Origin of the sequence: Flavobacterium sp. ZE23DGlu08 (assembly GCF_030505335.1) — a bacterium.
Classification (GTDB): domain Bacteria; phylum Bacteroidota; class Bacteroidia; order Flavobacteriales; family Flavobacteriaceae; genus Flavobacterium; species Flavobacterium algoritolerans.
The window spans coordinates 593166-609789 of sequence record NZ_CP130045.1; the positions used below are offsets into that span (position 1 = coordinate 593166).

A 16624-nucleotide genomic window follows, 5' to 3' on the forward strand; every position below is an offset into this window, starting at 1 on the left:
CAATTATCACTGTTTATCCTAAAAAACAGAAGTACATTTGTACTGTAAAATTAAAAAACGCAATCATGCAAATAGAACAAATATATACAGGATGTTTAGCCCAAGGTGCTTACTATATAACCTCAAATGGCGAAGCGGCAATTATTGACCCGTTACGTGAAACCCAACCTTATCTGGACCGATTGGAGAGAGATGGCGTAAAATTAAAATACATTTTCGAAACCCATTTCCACGCTGATTTTGTATCCGGTCACGTTGATTTGAGCAGAGAAACCGGCGCTCCAATTGTTTATGGTCCAAATGCAACTTGTGAATTTGAATGTATTTCTGCTAAAGACGGACAGGAATTCTCCATTGGAAACATCAAAATAAAAGTATTGCACACTCCTGGACATACGATGGAAAGCTCCACTTTTTTATTGATTGACGAAAACGGAAAAGACCATGCCATTTTCTCCGGAGACACTTTATTTATTGGAGATGTTGGAAGACCGGATTTAGCACAAAAAGCGGCACACATGACACAAGAGCAATTAGCGGGTATTTTATTTCATTCCTTAAGAGATAAAGTAATGACTTTGGCAGATGATGTCATTGTGTATCCGGCTCACGGTGCAGGAAGTGCCTGCGGAAAAAATATGAGTAAGGAAACAGTATCAACCATTGGCGACCAAAAAGCTACGAATTATGCGTTGCGAGCCAGTATGACTGAAGCCGAATTTATACAAGAAGTAACTGAGGGTTTATTGCCTCCTCCAGCCTATTTTGGAATGAATGTGGCGATGAATAAAAAAGGATATGACAGTTTTGAAAACGTATTGCATTTAGGAATGCGCGCGTTATCTGTAGTTGAATTTGAAGTGGCTGCCGAAGAAACCGGAGCCTTAATTTTGGATACTCGAAAAAACGGTGAATTTGCCAAAGGATTTATTCCTCAATCGATAAACATTGGAATTGATGGGGATTTCGCTCCTTGGGTTGGTGCTTTAATTGCCGATGTAAAACAACCTATTTTAATTGTTTGTGAACTGGGACAAGAGGAAGAAACAGTAACACGTTTAAGCCGTGTAGGTTTTGATAACTTGATTGGCCATCTTGATGGTGGTTTTAATGCTTGGGCAAAAGCCGGAAAAGAAGTTGATACCGTAAATAGAATCACAGCCGAACAATTTGCTGCAGCTGTGAAAATTGGCGAAAGCAACGTAATCGATATCCGTAAAGAAAGTGAATATTGTGCCGAGCATGTTGAAGAAGCTTACAGCAAGCCTTTAGCGGCAATAAATGAATGGATAAAAGATATAAATCCAAAAGAACATTTTTATTTGCATTGCGCAGGCGGATACCGCAGTATGATTGCAGCCTCGATACTGGAAGCTCGCGGATTTAGAAATTTTACAGAAATTGAAGGTGGCTTTAATGCTATTGCAAAAACGACTGTTCCAAAAACCGATTTTGTTTGCCAAAGTAAAGTTTTGAAATAAAAGCAATTTCAATAACAATAGTAAAAGCATTTTCAAAAAAAATGAAATTATGGAAGATATAAAATGTTGTGTAGTTTCCTGCGATAAACCGCTAGACGCATCTTATTGGGAATCGCAATACGAAGCCAAAACTACCGGTTGGGATTTAGGCAAAGTATCGCCGCCCATACAAGCATATGTAGATACGATTGCCCATAAAAATTGCAGTATTTTGATTCCCGGTTGCGGAAACAGTTATGAAGCCGAATATCTTCTGGAACAAGGTTTTACAAACCTAACCGTTATAGATATTGCGCCAACACCTGTGGCAGTTTTAAAAGAAAAGTTCAAAAACAATCCTAATATTCAAATCATATTGGGTGATTTCTTTGAACATAAAGGGAACTATGATTTGGTTCTTGAGCAAACTTTTTTCTGTGCTTTGCCTCCAACAATGCGTCAAAAATACGTTTGGAAAATGCATCAACTTTTGGCTGATGAAGGAATTTTAGCGGGATTATTGTTCAATAGAATGTTTGAATCTGGTCCTCCTTTTGGCGGAAGCAAAGAAGAATATGAACTGCTTTTTACAGCTGCTTTTGACTTTTTGAAAATGGATGTTTCTGAAAATTCAATTGCACCAAGAGCAAATTCTGAATTGTTTTTCGAACTAAGAAAGAACAATCAAGTTGTTGTGAATTTATATGAATTTGATGGAATTACGTGCAGCGACTGTATGGAAACCATCACAAAAAAATTGGCAGGAATTGACTGTGTATTAAATGTAAGCATCAGCAGTAACTTTGCTGAAGTATTAATTGTCAGTAAAAATGAAATTGCAATCCAAGTATTGCAAGACGTTATTTCTTATGATGAGAAGTATAAAATCAAAAAAATAAATCCGTAAAACTAAATTCTTTTTTTCAAAAAAAATGAAAGCATTAATATTTACAAATTGGCATCTTATGCGCTGGGTTCGTCTGGTGTTTGCCTTATTTTTATTCGCTCAAGCCTATATTTTAAAAGAGTGGATGTTCATTGGTTTTGGACTATTTTTCTTCATTCAGGTCGTTTTTAATTTGGGTTGTGGTTCTAATGGTTGTACTATTCCTAACAATAAATACAATAAAGATGAATAATTTCGCTACGATTATCAATTCAGACAAACCGGTCTTAGTAGACTTTTTTGCCACATGGTGCGGACCTTGCAAAATGCTCAGTCCCATTTTGAGAGAAGTAAAAGACAGCTTAGGTGATAACGTTTCCATCATCAAAATTGATGTGGACAAAAACCAGCAAATTTCAAGTCAGTATCAGGTTCGAGGTGTTCCAACGATGATTTTGTTCCAAAACGGAAAACAATTATGGAGACAATCCGGTGTAGTATCCAAAGAGGAAATCATCAAAACTATTTTAGAAAAAAAGCAATAAATAACCCAAAGCATTTGCAGCTTAGCAGTTACTTTTGGAAGTAATTATTGAACTTTTGGCAACGAATTCTTTTTTCGAAAAAAGTGTCATCTAAGTTTTGTTTTATACTTTCAGAATTTAATTGTTATTTTTCCTAACTTAGGCTCACTATGGAAAAACCGCGCCAATATAGACTTTCAAAATCTGAATCTTTATTTGTAAGAGGACCTTTGACACGATTAAAAAATCTTTTTTTTACTTTCAAAGTCCAATACAACTTCATTAGAGCTTTTCAAAAAATGCATTTTATTGGTCCTTGTGTTACGGTTTTTGGCTCTGCCAGATTTGGTCCGGAAACAGAACATTACAAAAGTGCTGAAAAAATTGGTGCCGAAATTGCCAAATTAGGATTTACAGTAATGACAGGTGGCGGTCCAGGAGTTATGGAAGCAGCAAATAAAGGAGCGTTTGAAGCAGGAGGTTATTCTGTGGGGTCAAATATTGTGCTTCCTATTGAACAAAAGCCAAATCCTTATTTGCACAAATGGATTTACATTCCATACTTTTTTGTGAGGAAAGTTATTTTAATAAAATATTCCTATGCATTCGTTGTTATGCCAGGAGGAATAGGGACGCTCGACGAATTATTTGAAGCACTGACACTGATTCAAAATAAAATAATTAATAATTTCCCGATAGTAATTTTTGATACTGAATATCACAAAGAGTTGTACCATCACATTCAAGTTATGTCACAAAATGAGAGCATCAGTCCTGAGGATATGAGCCTTTTATTTGTAACGGACTCTGTTGAGGAATTGATTGAGCATCTTAAAAAACATGCTATCAAAAAATTTGGTTTAAAAAAACAGGAGTACAAACCTCAACGGTGGTTTGGATAAAAAGACTTTAATTTTTTAACCATTTAAAAAGCACCTTCTCTAAGTTGGATCGAATAATGGGTTTCGAAACATAATCATCCATTCCTGATTCTAAACACTTTTCCTTTTCACCCAGCATTATTCCTGCAGTTAACCCAACTTGCAGGGTTGAATGACGATAAAAGTTAATTAATTGTTAATTACATCATTTTAACAATCATTTCTGTAAGTTTTTATTTAAAAATTGGTATTTTTTGTATTCAAAACAGGTGTTTTTTAGGTAAATTCCGTTTTGTAGTCCCCAGCAAATCTTGTCTTTAATGGGGATATTTCCGATTTTTACTAAATGTATTTCAAATCTACTTTTCGTCGAAATCCTGAAACAGGCAAAATGGAATCCTACTACCGATTGGTAGAGAGTTTTCGTGATCAAAACGATATTGTTAGAAACAGAACTATTGTAACTGCTGGATTTATAGACCATTTAACGGCTGAGGAATTGAATTATATCCAGAAAAAATTGACTGAAAAACTCAATGGAAAAAACAGCTTGTTTGAAGATGATTTTCAAGAACATCTTTGGGAGTATATTGATGAATTGTATTCCAAAATACTAAAATCAAACAAAATAGATAATTCTCATTCTTCCCAAAAAGACATTCACAGTGTAGATTTGAACACACTAAAACACACTGAAGCACGTGAACTAGGAGGTGAATGGATGAGTTTGCAAACATTGAAGCAACTAAAAATAGACCAGTTTTTATTGGATAAAAATTGGCCGGAAGAACAAGTTCAATTGGCACTCACTCAAATTATAAGCAGAGCCGTTTATCCCGCGAGCGAAAACAGAACCAGTAAATGGATAAAAGAAAATTCGGCTATTTGTGAATTAACCGCTTATCCTATCAAAAAAATAACAAAGGATAAATTATATCAATCTGCCTTAAATTTGTATCAAGTTAAAGATGAGATGGAAAAATATTTGTCTCAAAAGACCAATGAATTATTTGATATTGAAGATAAATTTTATTTGTATGACCTAACCAATACCTATTTTGAAGGTCAGAAAAAGAACAGTGATTTAGCTCAGTACGGACGTAGCAAGGAAAAGCGAACCGATGCCAAACTAGTTGTTTTGGCAGCTGTTGTAAATGTAGAAGGCTTTTTGAAATATTCCAATATCTACCAAGGGAATATGGCCGATTGCAAGACCTTGTCCGATATGATTGATAGCCTTCGTGAGGCTACGAGTGAGTCCACAAAAAAGGCTTTGGTGATTATGGATGCTGGTATTGCCACTGACGAAAACTTGAAATTGGTGACAGAAAAAGGATATGATTATTTATGTGTAAGCCGTACTAAACCCAAAAAATATGCCTTAAAAAATGAAATCCCTACAATAGTTTATGACAAAAAAAATCAGAAAATAGAGCTGAATGAAATTGAAGGTGAAGAACAAAATCAGTGTGTTTTCAAGGTGAAAAGCGACATGAAAGCAATGAAAGAACGTTCAATGAATCGCAAATTTAAAACCCTTTATGAAGACACATTAACCAAACTTGCCAATGGATTAGCCAAAAAATCGGGGATAAAAAAGCAAGAAATTATAAATCAAAAAATAGGGCAATTGCAACAAAAATATCCCTCAATAGCCAAGCATTACCAAATTGATTTATTGGTTGACCAAAAAACGAGCAAGGTAACTTCTATGAAATGGGAGGTCAAAGAAAGTCAAATAAATCAGAAAAAAGAACATGGCGTTTATTTTATAAAAACGTCTCTAAAAGAAAGGGATGAGCAAACAATTTGGAGAATATACAATTGCATACGAGAAATTGAAAGTACTTTTAGAACGTTAAAAACAGACTTGGATTTACGACCTATTTATCATCAGAACGATGAGTCAACTATGGCACATTTAAACCTTGGATTGTTAGCCTATTGGATCGTAAATACGATTAGATATCAACTAAAAGTAAAAAAAATAAATCACGATTGGCAAGAAATTATGAGAATTGCAAATACTCAAAAGTTAGTTACAACAGAGATAAAAGATGTACTTGAAAACACAATCGAAATTAAGAAATGTTCAGAGCCAAGCCCTAAACTAAAGGAAATTTACTTAGCCCTAAACTATAAAAAATGTCCCTTTACCAGGAAAAAATTTGTAGTCCCCAAATCTGAAATCCTAAAACAAGATTTCCTTTTTAAACAAAGGTTTACAAGCTAAAGTCTGCAAGTTGGGTTAAGGCAATTATGGGAATATTATTGTATTTCTTTAGCTGTTTAATTTCGGCAGTAGTTTCATAACCATTTTTATGTGGCATTTGAATGTCCATTAAAATTAAATCCAGTTTCTCTTTTTTATACAATTTAATGGCTTTTTTACCATCAGAAGCTTCTAATACTGTGCTTCCCGGAAGTATTGATTTAAGTAATGTTTTTACCAAAAGCATGTTGATTTTATTATCCTCGACTACTAATATTTTCTTGTTTGATAAATTTTCGATTGAAGGAATTTCTTCACCAACCTCAACACTATCATCAAAATCTTTTGAATCATTTTTATGATTTGATTTTTCTAATTGAACCGTGAAGAAAAACTCACTTCCTTCGCCAAAATGACTATTCAGTTCTAACTTACTGTTCATTAAAGCTAAAAGCTGGTTTGTAATAGCCAATCCTAAACCTGTTCCTCCAAATTTTCGCGTAATTGTATTATCTTCCTGTATGAAGGATTGGAATATTTTTTCATGATTTTCATCTTTTATTCCAATACCAGTATCCTTAACCAAAAATTTCAAATGACATTGATTTTCATTTTCTGAAGAAACTACGCTAACATTTAACGCAACAGAACCTTCTTTTGTAAATTTCATCGCATTACCAATTAAATTCACAAGAATCTGTTTCAATCGAACAGAATCAACTAAAACATAATTGGGCACCGTAGCATCAATATTTACTATTAAATCTATGTTGTTTATTTCTGCTTGGTATTTAAAAATATCGATTACATGATGAATCAGGTCAAAAAGATTAACCTGTTCAACATTCAATTCTAATTTACCGGATTCAATTTTTGAAAAATCTAAAATATTATTGATAATCTCAATTAATATTATAGCTGATTCATGAACCGTATTCATATATTCGGTCTGATTTTTATCCAGATTTGTTTTCATCAGCAAATCCGTAAAACCAATGATTCCGTTCAATGGAGTCCTAATTTCGTGACTCATATTAGTCAAAAAACTGGATTTTGCCTTATTCGCCGCTTCGGCTTGATCTCTGGCTTTAATCAATTCAATTTCTAATTTTTTTAGCTCCGTAATTTCAATAAAACTGATCACAACTTCAGCTATTTCCCCTAAATTATTAAACACAGGAAAACCATTTATCAAAAGCCATTGAATGGAATCCTTCTCGTTTTTTTTAATTCCAATTATAAAATTCTTTATAAGTTTTTTAGTATTCAGAATTTCGTTTACCGGATAATTCTCCTGAGTCAAAGGCTTGTTATCTACTTTTATGAATTCCCACTCAGGATTAAAAATCTGTTTCCCATTCATCTGATCTATGTCTAACCCTATCAATTCAGAAGCTTTAGGATTAGAAAAAATTATCGAATTGTCTTTATCATGCAAGATAATCCCAACATCAAGATTGTTTAATAATTCTCTGTACCGTTTTTCGCTTTCTCTCAGAGCGCATTCTGTCAATTTAAGTTGTGTAATATCCACCGCAGTAATTAGAGCTTCATTTCTATTTTCAAAAAGCACTGCTGTGAGGTAAACATTTATAGTAAAATTGTTTTCTAAAAACAGTTTTACTTCACAACATTCTTTTCTATTACTATGGAAAACATTACTTAAGAATTCATTGAAGATTGGCTTTGTATCATCTGAAATGAAAAACCCAAATTGACTGTTTATTAATTTTGATCTGTCTTTTTGTAATAATTGGGAACCGGTAAGATTGAGTTGTGCTATTTTTCCTGAATTTGTTAGTGTAAAATAACCTGAAGGAGCAAAATCATACAATTCAGTATATTTTTGCATAGCCATTTCAGCTTCTTCTTTCGCAAGAATCAGTTCTTCTTTTTGCATCTCCAATTCTATCTGATGAACTTCTAATTCATGGATCAGTTTTAATGTTTCCACTTCTGAAAGTTTAGAATCAGTTATTGAATGTTTTTGTTGTTGGAAATCTTCCACCTCATCTTCAATATTTTCCATACGTACTACCTTTATAAATACTACTTTTTATACTTCTTAACAATTGAAAACTCAATACTTATTCTTTTACTTATGTAATACTATATCATTTATAAAACTAAAATTTCTAGGATTAAGACTAAAAGCCAAACTAACAAACTCCGTATCCCTTTTTTTATATTCTATTTTTCTATTACAATGAAATCTAAAAGGAAGTACTACGATTTTATTTATGTCTCGTTTACTTTTATTAAGTGTTTCAGAAACTGCATTTAACTCGATAAAATATTCGAATAAAACAATTCGTTTAATTAGGAGTTCTTTTGAAAGGGAAATAAAATAAGCTAGAACAGCTTCAATTGTATTGTATCGCATAATATTAAACTTTGCCAAGGTAGGTTCTTGGATAAGTACTAAACTATTTTCTCCTTTATCGGATTCCATTCCAGAGATAATAATTCCAATACTTTTTTTTATCCTATGCAATAGCTTAAGTCTCCATACTGGTGTTCCAATACTAATTATTGAAAAACCATTATTACAGGCAATAGACAAGATTGAATTTAGTTTCAAATCAAGAATTTCGCCTTCCCCTTGGCTAATTTGATTGTTTTTTATCATCTCGAAATTAGAATTTCTTAATCTTATTATTAGTTGAGTCGGATTGTTGTTTCAATAATTATGCTTTTAACTTTGAGTACTATTGAACGGCAGGTTTAGTACTTTTTTTAAAATTTTCACCCTTTTTACAAAAGCAAAAATGATTCAAAAACTTGTTACAAATAAGTTAGAAATCATTTAATTTTAACAATTGTTTATTTTTTTTTAAAATAAATTAAAAATTAACGTTAAACTTAATTACAAATTTTTATTATTCATGACACTAAATTAGTGTTAATTAAAATAATTAACTAAAATGAATCGTAAACCATGTTAAATGTAATAAAAATATATATTTTTCACAAACAAACACAAACCTAAATAGATAAACATTCCATAAAAAAGTGACAAGCGAGACTACTACATCTTAATTTTAAAAAATTAAATTTCATAAAAAAAGGTGAACATCAATTGAACACCTTTTATATTTATAAAAAAACAGAATTAATTCTTACTTAACCATTTGTATAATACTTTTTCTAAATCCAATTGAATAATAGGTTTAGGCAAGTAATCATTCATTCCGGCTTCAAGACATTTTTCTTTATCTCCAACCATTATTCCCGCAGTGATTGCAATTATAGGAATACTTTCAGAATCTTTTAACTGTCTAATTTCGTCTGTTGCTTCATATCCATTTTTATTTGGCATTTGAATATCCATTAGAATCACATCTGGCTGCTCTTTTTTATAAAGTTCAACAGCTTCATTACCATCCTTAGCTTCCAGAATAATACAATTAGAGATAATTCTTTTGACCAATGTTTTAGCTAAAAGCATATTAATCTTATTGTCCTCAACTATTAAAACCTTGTGACCACTCAAAGTGTTTACTGGTACAATGGAATCCGCTTGAATCGTTTTATCGAATAATGCATCTGCATTTTTTTTATTATTTGCCTTTTTGAATTTAATGACAAAGAAGAAATCACTTCCATCACCATATTTACTGATTAATTGCAACTTACTGTCCATCAATGCCAATAACTGATTTGAAATTGCCAAGCCCAATCCGGTACCGCCAAATTTTCTATTGGTAGAGTTATCTTCCTGAACGAACGAATTGAATATTTTCTCGTTATTATCTGTTTTTATTCCTACTCCGGTATCTTTTACAGAAAACTTTATGGTTGACCATTTTTTATCAGAAACCTCTATCTCATTAATATCCAATCTTATTTCTCCAAAATTGGTAAACTTTATGGCATTGCTTAATAGATTTACCAATATCTGTTTCAATCGTACTGAATCAGCAAGAATATGTTGTGGAACACTTTTACCAATATCAAGTTTTAAATCTATCTTTTTTTGGTTTGCTTGGAATTTAAATAAATCGATAACCTGATTAGTCAATTTAAAAAGATTTACCTCTTCAATATCTAACTCTAATTTCCCGGATTCAATTTTAGAAAAATCCAAAACATCATTAACAATTTCCATCAATGATGTTGCTGATTCATTTACTGTAGTCATATATTCTGCCTGATTTTTTTTCAAATCTGACTTCATCAATAAATGAGTAAAACCAATTATACCGTTTAATGGAGTTCGTATCTCATGGCTCATATTGGCTAGGAAATCCGTTTTGGCTTTATTAGCACCTTCTGCTTGTTCTTTGGCATTTATGAGTTCTGTTTCCATCAATTTTTGCTCTGTGATATCAATAAAACTGATAACAATTTCATTAATGTTACCATTAGCATCAATATCAGGAAAGCCATTGATTAAAAGCCATACAATGTCACTACTCACAGGACAATTGACTCCAAGTTTAAAATTTTTGATCGCTCGTTTGTTAGCTACAATTTGGTTTACAGGGTAATTTTCAAACTGCATTACAGAGTTATCTTCATTCAAAAAATTCCAAGTCGGATCAAAGGCCGTAATTCCCTTCATCTGATCATCAGTTAGTCCCAATAATTCTGAAGCTTTTATATTATTCACAATAATTGAAGTATCTGATGCATGAACCACAATACCTGCATCTAGATTATTTAATAAACCGCGGTATCTTTCCTCGCTTTTGAAGAGTGCAAAATCCGATTGTTTCGCATTAGTAATGTCTCGAGAAAGACATATAAAATGGATATCATGATCGATGCTTTCCTGCATAGGTGCTACAGAAAGTTCAAACCAATGCAAACCAGTTTCTAATTGTAATGAGTACTGTCTTCCTGCAGAAAATCCTTTTTCTGAAGCTTCTAGTATAGCTGACAAACATAAATTTGCGGCATCAGAAGGTAATATTTCTGTAAAGTTTTTTCCTAAAAACAGATTGGCCGGCATTGCCAATAAATCATTTCGACGAGAATGATAATTATAAATTTCACCTTTCATGTCTACTTCAAACAACAAATCTGGAATGGCGCCAAGTATAGCTTCCAGTTTTTTATGCATTTTCTTAAACTCATCATCTATTTTTTTACGTTCGCTGACATCTCTAACAATAGCAACTATTCGTCCGTCACCAATCATTTTAGCCGTAATTTCTACCGAAATAAAGGATTGATTCTTGTGAAGCATATTGCGTTCAATCAACGTTTGTTCACCGTTTATCAATTCTTTATACATAATTGGCCTAGTTACAAGTTCCTCATCTGTATATAAATCTGTTAAGTTTTTGGTACACAATTCCTCTTTTGTATATCCAAGCATAATACAGGCACTTTCGTTAACATCAAGCAAATTCCCTGAAATATCATTAATAAAAATAGCATCTGAGGCTTGTTCTATAAGACTTTTATATTTTTCTTCGCTATTAACTAATTGCTCTTTGATGTTTTTTAATTCTGTGATTTCTGTTAATGCTCCATTCAAACGAATTGCTTTTCCATATTCATCTCTGGATATAAATCCTCTATCGTAAAATATACCATAACTGCCATCACTTTTCATAAAACGAAACTCGTCAGACCATAAATTTGTGGAACCTGAATAATAATCCTCTAATTTTTTGATAACTCTATCTCTATCATCTGGATGAAGTTTAGATCGCCATAAAATCATGTTGTCAACCCCATTAGGTTCGATGCTCCCAAAACCTAAAAGGTCAATAAATGCCTTATTATTCCAACTTTCTCCGGTCAATAAATTAACTTCAAAAACAGCATCATTAGTCGCTGCAGAAATCATTTCAAATCGTTCATTAGCAATCCTGATTTTTTCTTCTGCCTTTTTTATTTCAGAAAGATCCAATCCCATTCCCAGCAAACATTTTTTCCCTTTGTACTCGATTGCATGAGAATTAACATAATATGGAATTTTATTTTTGCTTTTTGTGAATAATTCGACTTCTATTCCCGGTGATTTTTTCTCAAATACAGTCTTTATTCTTGCTCTTATTTTTTCTTTAAAATCGTCGTCATAAAAATCAACTGGTTGCATTTGAGCAATTTCTTCTGTAGTATAGCCACTAACTATCTCGAAATTTCTGTTCCATTTTACAAAACTTCCTGATTCTTCATAAAGATAAAAAACACCCGGAAGATTGTTGATTATTGTTTCCGATAGTTGTTTCTCTTTCAAAATTGCATCTTCAGCGACCTTACGTTCCGTGATATCGGTTATAGTACCAATATACCCTACAATTTCATTTCTGGTATTCTTTTCAGGAATAGCCTGACCCATAACCCAGGCAATTGAACCGTCAGGCCGAACAAATCGGTATTCTGACAATGATGTTTCTTTATTGGTTGATGCACGTTCCCATCCCGAAATCAACGTTTTTTTATCTTCTTCATGAACTGCATTAAACCAACCGTTCCCTATTGCTTCCTCAAATGATAATCCGGAAATTTGGCTCCAGTATGGATTAACATACGTAGTATAACCTGTTGCGTCCGTACGAAAGATTCCTACGGGAGAAACTTCTGTAAGTGTGTGATATCTTTGCTCACTTTCAAATATATCCTCCTCCGCTTTTTTGCGCAAAGCTTCTTTTTCAAAAATTTCTAATGCAAAAGCCACATCACCGGTAGCTTCCTCCAATAAAGCAATTTCCTCTTCGTCAAAAAAGTTTTTTTCATTTGCATAAAAAGAAAAAGCACCTATAACCTTTCCGAATTTTTTTATTGGAACTGACATTGAAGAAAAAAAGCCACGCATTAAAGCTTCTTTCCTCCAAGGCTGCATTATAGAATCGTTTTCTATATCATTACAAATGACTGATCTGCCTTCTCTCATTGCTACACCTGTCGGGCCTCTTCCTTCCGGTTTATCCTCTATTGAAATCGTTTTAATTTTAGAAAAATAACCATTATCATCTCCTGCAATCATAGCTGGTAATACATTATGAGTACTTTCGTCTATTAATCCTATCCATGCCATTCTAAACTTTCCTAAATCAACTGCAATAGTACAAGCTTCTCTAAACAAGGTTTCTTGATCAGTAGTGCGAACAATCATCTGGTTTATCTGACTGATAAATAAATAAAGTCGATTGGCTTTAATAATTTTCTGTTCTGTCAAAATTCTTTCGGTAACATCTGTAATAATTCCATGGCAAATTACTGTTCCTTCCGGCTCAATCACGGGCAAAGAATTTACTTCATGCCAAACCATTCCTTTTTTTGGATGAAAATAACGGTATTCGCTTTTGAGCGGAATTAATTTTGATTTAGTTATGATAATACTTTTCATGACAAAATCTATATCCTCCGGATGAATGAGTTTAAAAATTTTATCTGCATCATTCTCAATCTCTTCAAAAGCAAAACCAAATATTTCCTCAACAGCATTACTGGCATAAGGGTAACATAAGCTACCATCTTTATTTTGACGCATGGAATAGATTAATCCAGGCGAGGTTTCAGCGATTTTAGAAAACTTATCTCTTTCGGATTTAAGCAGTTCTTGTGCCTTTTTAGTCTCAGTAACGTCTCGCATATTTGTTACAATGCCTCCTACTTCAGGATCATGCAACAAATTATTAATAAACCCTTCCATCCAAATATAATGTCCCTTTTTATGCTTTACCTGAAGTGAAATGGGAAAAGGAACACCTGGAGTGGCAATAGCTTGCTCCATAAATCTATGTACATTTTCTATATGGTCCGGATGAACAAATTCTATGGCTGATATTATTTCAAACTCATCATAAGACCAACCGGTAATTCTCTTTGCTGATTCGCTTCGAAAAAGAACATTTAACTTTTCGTCCACTAATGACACAATATCCTGATTGTTTTCTAATAAGGCTCTAAAACGTCTTTCATTTTGTGCAATTTTTTCTTCTGAATTTTTCTTTTCAGTTATATTTTTAACAAATCCAAGAAATCTGTTTTCAGAAAGTTTTACTGCATCAACAAAACACCATATCGCTTCTCCGCTCTTATGACGAATTTTTATTTCTCCTTTAATAATTCCTGTCGTTTGGAGCAATTGGAATTTATAAATTGTTTGTTCAACTTGGTCATTTAAAGATAAATCTCCAAATTTCATTTTTAAAAGTTCCTCTTCTGAATAACCGGTTAGCTGAATTGCCGCTTCATTAACTTCTATATAGTTTCTTTGTCCATCTATCACAAAAACCCCATCAGGAGCATTTTCTATATAATTCTTAAATTTAGCATTACTTTCTTCTTCAATTAATTGTAACTTATAATCTATTACTGCGGCTTCTTGATCTTTTATAGATTCCTCAATTTGTTTTTTTAGAGTGATATCTTGTGTATTTCCTCTTAATGCAAAAACATTCCCATTATTGTCAATCAATGGAATTACTATAGCATAAATCCATTTTTTTCTATTATTTGATAAAATGACACTTTGCTCTACTTCAAATTGCTTTTTATCTGTAATGGATTCATCAATTTTATTTAGAAAAAATGCCACATCTTCTTTAGAAAAAAGATTTAAAAATTCTTGAAACAAATTTTGGTCAGGCTTCATTTCAATTTCATAAATTGAATACAATTCCTTAGACCAAATCATTTTTTTAGTTATAAAATTAAATTCCCAACTCCCCATCTTGGCAATTTTTTGGGCTTCATTTAATAATTTTTCATTTGAGATTAAATATTCTTGATTTTTTTTGATTTCTGAAATATCCCTACCTATTCCATAAACGAATTCTTGTGTAGGAGATACCGTAATTGTCCATTGTATAGTTACAATAGCATTATTTTTGCTTACATATCGGTTTTCAAAATTGACTGATGATTGCGATTGAGATAACAATACGACTTCCTGATTTGTTTTCTCAATATCATCCGGATGAATAAATGTTAAGATAGGATTAGTCAGTAACTCTTCCTCAGAATATCCTAATATTTTTATAAAAGCGGGATTAATCTCTTTAAAGAAACCATCAAAACCAGCAATACAGACTAAATCATGAGATCCTTTCAGGTAGAAATCAAAATTACTATTGGATTTTTCTTTTTTTAGTAAGCGATTTATTTCTGACTCTTGGTATTGAATTTTATTGAGTAAATCGTCATAGGAAAGTTTATCTTTATTCATACTCATTAATTTCAAATAAGTGTTAAATATAACAAATTTTAATTATAAACAAAAAGGCTTTGCTTTTAAAAAATCACTCAAATGCATTCAGTACTATTGTTTTAATATAAATTATACTTTCAATTTTATTTTTCCATGATTATTTAAAAAATCTAATTGTTTCAAAATCATTACTGAAAAAATTAAAATAAATATTACTTCTAAAAAGATTAGACACAAGTAAATTTCGGCTTAATTTTTGGTAACTCTATTATTCAAAATCCAGAATACTGGTTTTATTTTTAGACCAAAAACAGTTCTTAAACATCTCGTAAAATTTATTTAACAAAAAAATAACTCACATTTGTATATACAAATAAAAAATGTGTTACATTTGTACCAACAAATTACATATATACAAATATGAAAATTGAGGAAATAATAAAATCAACTGTACCCATGGATAATTCGAAAAAAATTATTCTTAACGTTCTGTATACGCAAAACGTGATAACAGATAATTTTAATGAATTATTAAAGCCTTATGACCTATCCGGAGAACAATATAATGTTTTGCGGATATTAAGAGGCCAGAAAGGAAACCCGGCAAACATGTGCGTAATTCAAGAACGAATGTTGGCCAAGACGAGTAACACAACTCGATTAGTAGATAAATTACTGCTGAAAGATTTTGTAACCCGAAAAGTCTGCCCAGAAAACAGACGAAAAATAGAAGTCCTGATTACACAAAAAGGACTGGATGTTTTAAAAGAATTAGATCCAAAAGTAATTGCACACGAAGAGTTTTTTTCAAAAAACTTAAATGCTGAAGAAATAGATCAATTAAATCAATTATTAGAAAAATATAGAAATCAATAAATAAAACACATTATGAGTACTTTCCTAGAAAATCAAAATTGGAGATATGCAACAAAGAAATTTGATGCAACAAAAAAAATAACTACAGAAGATTTAAATACTTTAAAAGAAGCCATTCGTTTGAGTTCTTCATCTTATGGATTACAACCGTATAAGGTTATTATCGTTGAAAATCCAGAATTAAGAGCAAATCTTCAACCAGCGGCATGGGGACAATCTCAAATTGTAGAAGCATCACACTTGATCATTTTTGCAAATGAAACTAAACTTGATGAGGTAGCTATAGATGAGTATATTAAAAACATAAGCCTTACCAGAAATACTCCAATTGAAGCTTTAGCAGGTTATGGTGACTTTATGAAGTCTAAAATCATTTCTCTTACAGAGGAAGAAAAAAATATTTGGACAGCAAAACAAACTTATTTAGCTTTGGGAAATCTATTGAACATAGCAGCAGAACTTAAGATTGATGCGACTCCAATGGAAGGTTTTGTTCCTGCTCAGGTTAATGAAATACTAGGGCTTGACAAATTAGGATTGAACGCAACTCTAATCGCAACTCTAGGGTACAGACATGATGAAGACGCAACACAACATTATAAAAAAGTCAGAAAATCAAACGAAGACTTATTCATTACATTATAAATAACTAATTCAAATATTAATCTAAATT

General features: G+C 32.1%; 11 protein-coding genes. 8 read left to right on the forward strand and 3 right to left on the reverse strand.

Annotated elements, in window-relative coordinates; all coding sequences use genetic code 11:
- Window positions 1-65 precede the first annotated feature (65 nt).
- The 6 genes from Q1W72_RS02610 to Q1W72_RS02635 all read left to right on the forward strand — a co-directional run bounded on the left by Q1W72_RS02610 (window position 66) and on the right by Q1W72_RS02635 (window position 5984).
- Window positions 66-1481: a rhodanese-like domain-containing protein gene (locus Q1W72_RS02610; RefSeq protein ID WP_302137225.1), complete on the forward strand. Its 1416-nt coding sequence runs from the start codon at window positions 66-68 to the stop codon at window positions 1479-1481.
- A gap of 49 nt (window positions 1482-1530) precedes the next feature.
- A complete protein-coding gene (locus Q1W72_RS02615; protein WP_302137227.1) occupies window positions 1531-2367 on the forward strand; it encodes a methyltransferase in 837 nt (278 codons plus the stop codon).
- A gap of 25 nt (window positions 2368-2392) precedes the next feature.
- The gene (locus Q1W72_RS02620; RefSeq protein ID WP_302137229.1) at window positions 2393-2599 is read left to right on the forward strand and encodes a hypothetical protein; all 207 of its coding nucleotides are present in this window, start codon (window positions 2393-2395) and stop codon (window positions 2597-2599) included.
- Window positions 2592-2891, forward strand: coding sequence for a thioredoxin (trxA, locus tag Q1W72_RS02625; RefSeq protein ID WP_099715796.1), 300 nt, complete (start codon window positions 2592-2594; stop codon window positions 2889-2891). The genes Q1W72_RS02620 and trxA overlap by 8 nt, the downstream gene beginning before the upstream one ends.
- A 149-nt stretch (window positions 2892-3040) precedes the next feature.
- Window positions 3041-3772 (forward strand): TIGR00730 family Rossman fold protein, encoded by a 732-nt coding sequence (locus Q1W72_RS02630; protein ID WP_302137230.1) that lies wholly within the window; start codon window positions 3041-3043, stop codon window positions 3770-3772.
- A 325-nt stretch (window positions 3773-4097) separates the two neighbouring features.
- The gene (locus Q1W72_RS02635) at window positions 4098-5984 is read left to right on the forward strand and encodes an IS1634 family transposase (RefSeq protein ID WP_302137231.1); all 1887 of its coding nucleotides are present in this window, start codon (window positions 4098-4100) and stop codon (window positions 5982-5984) included.
- Here Q1W72_RS02635 and Q1W72_RS02640 read toward each other — a convergent pair.
- From Q1W72_RS02640 to Q1W72_RS02650, 3 genes are all read right to left on the reverse strand, one after another.
- Window positions 5974-7992 (reverse strand): PAS domain-containing hybrid sensor histidine kinase/response regulator, encoded by a 2019-nt coding sequence (locus tag Q1W72_RS02640; RefSeq protein ID WP_302137232.1) that lies wholly within the window; start codon window positions 7990-7992, stop codon window positions 5974-5976. The two genes, Q1W72_RS02635 and Q1W72_RS02640, sit on opposite strands and share 11 nt — an antisense overlap.
- A 66-nt stretch (window positions 7993-8058) precedes the next feature.
- On the reverse strand, window positions 8059-8592 hold the full coding sequence (locus tag Q1W72_RS02645; protein ID WP_302137233.1) for a hypothetical protein: 534 nt from the start codon (window positions 8590-8592) through the stop codon (window positions 8059-8061).
- A 483-nt stretch (window positions 8593-9075) separates the two neighbouring features.
- The gene (locus Q1W72_RS02650) at window positions 9076-15093 is read right to left on the reverse strand and encodes a PAS domain S-box protein (protein WP_302137234.1); all 6018 of its coding nucleotides are present in this window, start codon (window positions 15091-15093) and stop codon (window positions 9076-9078) included.
- A 402-nt stretch (window positions 15094-15495) separates the two neighbouring features.
- Between Q1W72_RS02650 and Q1W72_RS02655 the strand changes: the two genes are divergently transcribed.
- Together Q1W72_RS02655 and Q1W72_RS02660 are read left to right on the forward strand one after the other, a co-directional pair.
- The gene (locus Q1W72_RS02655; RefSeq protein ID WP_099715801.1) at window positions 15496-15951 is read left to right on the forward strand and encodes a MarR family winged helix-turn-helix transcriptional regulator; all 456 of its coding nucleotides are present in this window, start codon (window positions 15496-15498) and stop codon (window positions 15949-15951) included.
- Between the two features lie 12 nt (window positions 15952-15963).
- Entirely contained in the window at window positions 15964-16596 is a 633-nt protein-coding gene (locus tag Q1W72_RS02660; protein ID WP_099715802.1) for an NAD(P)H-dependent oxidoreductase, read from the forward strand.
- Window positions 16597-16624: the final 28 nt, after the last annotated feature.